This window comes from Flavonifractor sp. An52 (assembly GCF_002159385.1).
GTDB classification, from domain to species: domain Bacteria; phylum Bacillota; class Clostridia; order Oscillospirales; family Oscillospiraceae; genus Flavonifractor; species Flavonifractor avicola.
The window spans coordinates 1-5,311 of record NZ_NFIB01000056.1; the positions used below are offsets into that span (position 1 = coordinate 1).

The 5,311-nt window shown below is 39.1% G+C and carries 7 protein-coding genes; 1 reads left to right on the forward strand and 6 read right to left on the reverse strand.

What is annotated here, in order from left to right; genetic code table 11:
* Positions 1 to 77: 77 nt before the first annotated feature.
* The 6 genes from B5G06_RS13505 to B5G06_RS13530 form a co-directional block, all read right to left on the reverse strand.
* Positions 78 to 539: a hypothetical protein gene (locus B5G06_RS13505; protein WP_087189573.1), complete on the reverse strand. Its 462-nt coding sequence runs from the start codon at positions 537 to 539 to the stop codon at positions 78 to 80.
* Positions 540 to 911: 372 nt separating this feature from the next.
* Positions 912 to 2,417: a hypothetical protein gene (locus B5G06_RS13950; RefSeq protein ID WP_143382759.1), complete on the reverse strand. Its 1,506-nt coding sequence runs from the start codon at positions 2,415 to 2,417 to the stop codon at positions 912 to 914.
* Positions 2,418 to 2,423: 6 nt separating this feature from the next.
* Complete coding sequence (locus tag B5G06_RS13515; protein WP_087189575.1) at positions 2,424 to 3,020, reverse strand: DUF1599 domain-containing protein; 597 nt, start codon at positions 3,018 to 3,020, stop codon at positions 2,424 to 2,426.
* The gene (locus B5G06_RS13520; RefSeq protein ID WP_087189576.1) at positions 2,998 to 3,714 is read right to left on the reverse strand and encodes an HIT family protein; all 717 of its coding nucleotides are present in this window, start codon (positions 3,712 to 3,714) and stop codon (positions 2,998 to 3,000) included. The genes B5G06_RS13515 and B5G06_RS13520 overlap by 23 nt, the downstream gene beginning before the upstream one ends.
* A gap of 5 nt (positions 3,715 to 3,719) precedes the next feature.
* Positions 3,720 to 4,031, reverse strand: a complete 312-nt coding sequence (locus B5G06_RS13525; RefSeq protein WP_087189577.1) for a hypothetical protein — start codon at positions 4,029 to 4,031, stop codon at positions 3,720 to 3,722.
* Positions 4,028 to 4,279, reverse strand: coding sequence for a hypothetical protein (locus B5G06_RS13530; protein WP_242955511.1), 252 nt, complete (start codon positions 4,277 to 4,279; stop codon positions 4,028 to 4,030). The genes B5G06_RS13525 and B5G06_RS13530 overlap by 4 nt, the downstream gene beginning before the upstream one ends.
* A 180-nt stretch (positions 4,280 to 4,459) precedes the next feature.
* Here B5G06_RS13530 and B5G06_RS13535 point away from each other — a divergent pair, with 180 nt between their 5' ends.
* Positions 4,460 to 5,221, forward strand: a complete 762-nt coding sequence (locus tag B5G06_RS13535; RefSeq protein WP_087189578.1) for a hypothetical protein — start codon at positions 4,460 to 4,462, stop codon at positions 5,219 to 5,221.
* Positions 5,222 to 5,311 lie beyond the last annotated feature (90 nt).

Here is a 5,311-nt window from a genome sequence, read left to right on the forward strand (position 1 = left end):
CCGGTGCACCACGCCCCCGGCCGCCATGCACCATTTCCGCGGAATGGGTGCACCATTCCAGCGGTGGCTATGCACCATCATCTGCGGTCAAGTTGCACTTTTTGAGCGGCGTACGCACCCAAACTAACAACTACTTTTCCATCGTCGTAAACCGTCAAAAAACACGTTTCCTTTTCTGTGTTTCCCCATGCAAGGAAAATGTTTGCATTCATAGAACTGCCATTTGAACTGACAGATGTGATTGCCCAAGGGAGTAAATTTTGAAAGCTTTGCTGGTATCCAGATTGATTTAATAGATCGACGACTGCCATAAAATCCTTGCTATCGCCTGTTAGCGCTTGCAATTCATAGTTATCAATAAATGGCGTTCCATCCTCGCTAACTCCACTGATATTTGCAGTACAGGTAAGACTAATAATTGCACTTTCATCTACAGAGATGATATCCGCTAAAGAATGCGGCCGCAAACGCCACACACAAGCACAAAGGACGATTAAGGCCAGCAAAGCAATTAGGATCTTTTTAATGTGCTTTCTCATGTTACTCCCCCCTCTAAGTTATAAACATATCAGTTTAATTAAGAATAACACATATGGGTTAAAATAGAAAGCGATAGGGAATATTCCCTATCGCTTTTCTCAAAACATATTTCCAACGAAAATGATAAATCCGAATTACATTACCCACTTGGATAATGTAATTCGGATTACCATTAGATGGTCGGAGTGTAATTATAGGACTTGGAAAAATCCAGTCATATCAATGGTTTGCAAGCCGTCAGCAAGATGTTTTATCTTAAAAAATAGCTCAATATTGTGCAATCTTTGAATTCACAAAAAATATTTGGGGTACGTAATTGCTTTAACCGAGCTGGGAGGAGCACCTCAATACGTATGGATTTATACCATAGTTTATTGAATAGAAGCTCCGGAAACAGAAGTATGCGAAATTTGGTTGTACCTTTCAATAATTAGTTCGGATATTTGCTGAGGAGTATGAGTATTTGCATCGATATAGCCATCTTGTGAACCATAGAATCCAGGCAACGTAAGATCATCTATATTTTCCTTACTTACTTTTATATACATTATTTTTTCATAATTGAAATTATTAAGTATGTCTCGGATAGCTCTCCACTCAATTCCACACCAACGCTTTTGGCTATACTGATCGCACAAAAAGACTACAATTAATTCAGAACAGTCATGATACAGCTTCTGTAAATATACATCTAATTGCGGTCGGGCAAAAGTGGCTTCATGAAATCCATCATATAATATTTCTTCTTTATCAAATTTATTAGCAAGAGTAAAAGCTATTTGCTCAACCAAATCACGAGATTCACCAGCAAAAGTCAGCGCGATTTTAAAGTGTTGCATATTTCCTGTTGCCTCCACTCCCATAAGATTAATATACCTATGACATAGAGAAACAATATCATAAAGTCTCCAACATGTTATAAATCCTTGGTAACGCCAATCTGTTCTCTCTGCACAGTTTATATAGAGTTTGCATTTTTCCGTAATAATAGATCTATTCTTTTCACGGTCACCACACAACAATGCAGATACTATGTATACATCAACTGAATGCGTATATACAAGCCTGTTCTTCTTATTCTGATAGATTTCATTCATACCATCATAAAATTGACTTATATTAGTATTCTCGAGAGAGTATCTATCGACGTAATCTGACAAGAAAGCTAGTGACTTTATAATGGGATGTTTTTTTGCATACTCTAAATCAATATCTAATAGTGTTACAATAGTATAAGCTGTATGAAAAAGCGTTACTTGCCCATTTTCAGTAGGACCCCAACCACATTGCATATCGCTGTTGTTAAATGCGCTCAATAATGAATTACATCCTTGATTTAAAGTTGCCTTTACTTTGGATCGTAAAGATGTCTTGATAGTAATTTGAGAATAATTCAATAATCTATGCAAACAACGCAATGCAACACAAGAAAAATATACATATCCAAACTTTTCTCGTTTTTTAATTGGCCCCCATAAGCAAACTGAGTTCGTGTTGTTTAGTAGCCAAGAAACACCTTTTTCAATAGCAACTACTGCCTTTTCGCCCAACAATTCACTCCATACCAAAAGAGCTTGAACTGCTAATGCTGTTGGTTCCGTTGCAGAATTCAAAATATTGCTTCTATAACTCCAGCCACCATCAGAATTCTGCATATCAAGTAATGATTGCAACATAGGTATACAGTTAAATGTCACATCTAATGCACAATCCTTAATCAATATTAAAACTTGTGCAGTAGCTACAATGCCAACAGTATGAAAATGAGGAGAATCAATATAATGATACCATCCAAAGTATGTACCTTTGCTGGTCTTTTCTTGTTTTATATATTCAGCTATATATGCGCTACATGCTTGTGCATACTGCTCATTCATATAATCTCATCCATTTGTAAACAAATTGGTATCCATTTTAATCAAAGCAAAAACACAGTAATTGATGATATCATGTAATTGTGCAATAATTCCTTCGGAAACTGAGCATTTCCCATTGTTTAAGAGTATTTTTCTAATACGATATACACGAATTATCACTTGATCTGTCATAGAAGTAAGCGACATGCTTTTCCATGCATCTCCGTAATCGGTATTCTTTTTAATTAGAAGTTCTCTAACCGTTGTCATATGTGCTTGATAAGCATTATAAATAATATCGTTATCTATTTTATCAAGTACTTCTAAATCCTCAGTGACATCATCGTTTGTTGGTATTCCCGCAGAAGTATCTAATTTTATCAAGAACATAATACAATAATTAATTATGCCAACATACTCAATATCCCTGCCTTCAGGTATGCACGCATAATCATCGTGTTCCTCCAATGTGCGAATACGTTTCACTTTTCTCCAAATTTCATCATTCAACGATTGAAATCTGTATAAAAACCATGTTGGCCCATAATCTAAATTTTTGCTTTTAAATAAGCGAAAACAATAATTTAGAATTTTATCAAATTTATCTAACAACTGGGGTTCCATATAATCCCTCACAGTCAAATTGTAATTCTTTAAATTTAAACTCTTTTGCTGTAGCCAGCGTTTTTTTGATATTGTCAATATAAGGATACTCTTTCCAATCTCCCGTGCCTTTTAGGCTACAAAAATCGCATATTTTTTTCCGAAAATATTGTGATGGTATGTTTTCTGCTATAGCTAAATAAATACTATTATCAATATCCTTCAGTAATAAGTAGGGGTGGCTACTATTCTCTAGGTAATATTTTTGAGCAGCAAACAAGCTGTCAAACCTCAAAAATTCATATTCGTGAAACAGAGAAATTACTTTTTGTGCGCATGGCAAAAAATGCAGATGTGCGTGTACAACGCTCATTCCTCCCACGTTTTTAATATCCGCCGTTCCATGTTCATATATAAGAAAATTTTGATGATAAAAGCTCTTATAGAAACTTGCCAGGATACGAATTATTGATAGTAATTCTTTAATGTGACTTTCTGGCATCGTAAGAACGGACAAAAAGTGTTGTTTCGGAACAACTAAAACATACCCTTCAACAAATGAACCAATGGATGGAACACATGAGAAATTATCTGTTTGAAAAATACATCTCTCAGCTATGTCATATTTTGATCCATACATTACCTCAAAATAAGATAGCTCTTTCCTCCCATTAAATTCATTGCAAAATGGACATCCATTATCATTTACTAGCATATTATTTAATTCTCAAAAACCATTTGTCGAAACTGTTGATATAAATTTAAAAATTCACTTTCAGCGAATTTGTACTTTTCTGCCAGGTGAGAAACCAATCTTGCATAATCTTCATAAGGCCGAAGATCAATATCTTCTCTTACATATAATTCATACATAAGGTCGATAATATTTTTAATCCCGCGAATATCTTCTGATGCAAAAGAACTAAACCACTTTGAAATTTGTTCTACGGTTGCTTCATCTAAATAATTAACATATGAAGTATAAGTTCCAGTCTTAATGGCTTCTAGCATGTTTATAATCTGATGATTCATAAGAAATCTCCTTTAAATTCATTTTTGTTTTTGTTTTTTAGCACAACAATATCCCAAATATTCTGTTTTAAAGCCATACAAAATTTAAACAGACTTTCTAGTGAAACAAGCTCGTTACAGGCAAGTTTACCAGAAACATTATAACTATTTCCAGAAATATTTATCAGTCTGGGTCTATTCATTTTATTATCGATCAAAGTGATAATAATGAATTCAATAGCGACCCCAAATATAATCCCTGCATACAAATATTATTTTACCACCTTCATAGGTAAAAGTCATCAACATTTTTGCCTTGTGCACATATACACCGCCCAACAGGACTACGGGCGGCGTTTTCATATACAAAAGTCTGAAGGGAGGCGATAGCCCCTACCAGCCAGCCGTGAGGCTGGCTTTTTCCATTTTACGACAAAGGAGGTTTTTCATTGGCTGACGACAAAAAGAACATTCCCGATGCTGGGAAGGCAGACAATCCCGCCAAGGCTGAGAACACGGAGCATATCAATGCCGACCCGGCTATGCCGGAACAGCCTGCCCCGTCCAAGCCGGAGGCTCCTGCGGTAGAGGGAACGCCCAAGGCAGCGGTACCCCCTGCGGCAGAAAAGGCTCCCACTCCTGGGGCAGAGCAACCTGCTCCGCCCAAACAGGACGATCTCAAGGGCAAAGACAATCCCACCCCGTCCAAAGAGGACAGGCCCCAGTCGGGCAAAACGGATCAACAGGTCACGATCCCCGGTATGGGAGATCCCACCCCCGCCGGGAAGGTGGTGGATTTCACCGCCGTCCGTGACGGGACAGCAAAGGGCAAGCCACCGGAAAAGGTCGCAGCCCCGGACAAAGGTAAGCAGCCGGAGGCACCCACGCCCCGCCGGGGCCGCCCGCCCAAAGAGATCAAATCCGCTCCCGGCAAGGCTTCCCCTCGGGACAAGAAGTCCCAAGGCAAGGGTGCCGGGCTCTCGACTCCTGCAAAAAAGAAGGATTCCCGCACTTCGGGCGGCGGCAAGGCTACCCCTATCGTGGAACCTAAACCACCGCTGCCAGAACAGCCCACTGAGCCCAGGGACGCCACCCGCCCGGTCAAGGAGGAGATCGTCTATCTTGACCTGTCCGAACTCCACGCCTTTAAGGATCACCCCTTCGAGGTGTGGAGTGATACACTATCTCGCTGCAATTTTAGACTGTTTTGATGGCGCGGTAGTCGGTTATGCAATGCGCCCCCATATGCGCGCCAGTTTATGCTGTGATGCGTTTCGCCATGCAGTTTCCCGCTATGGTTA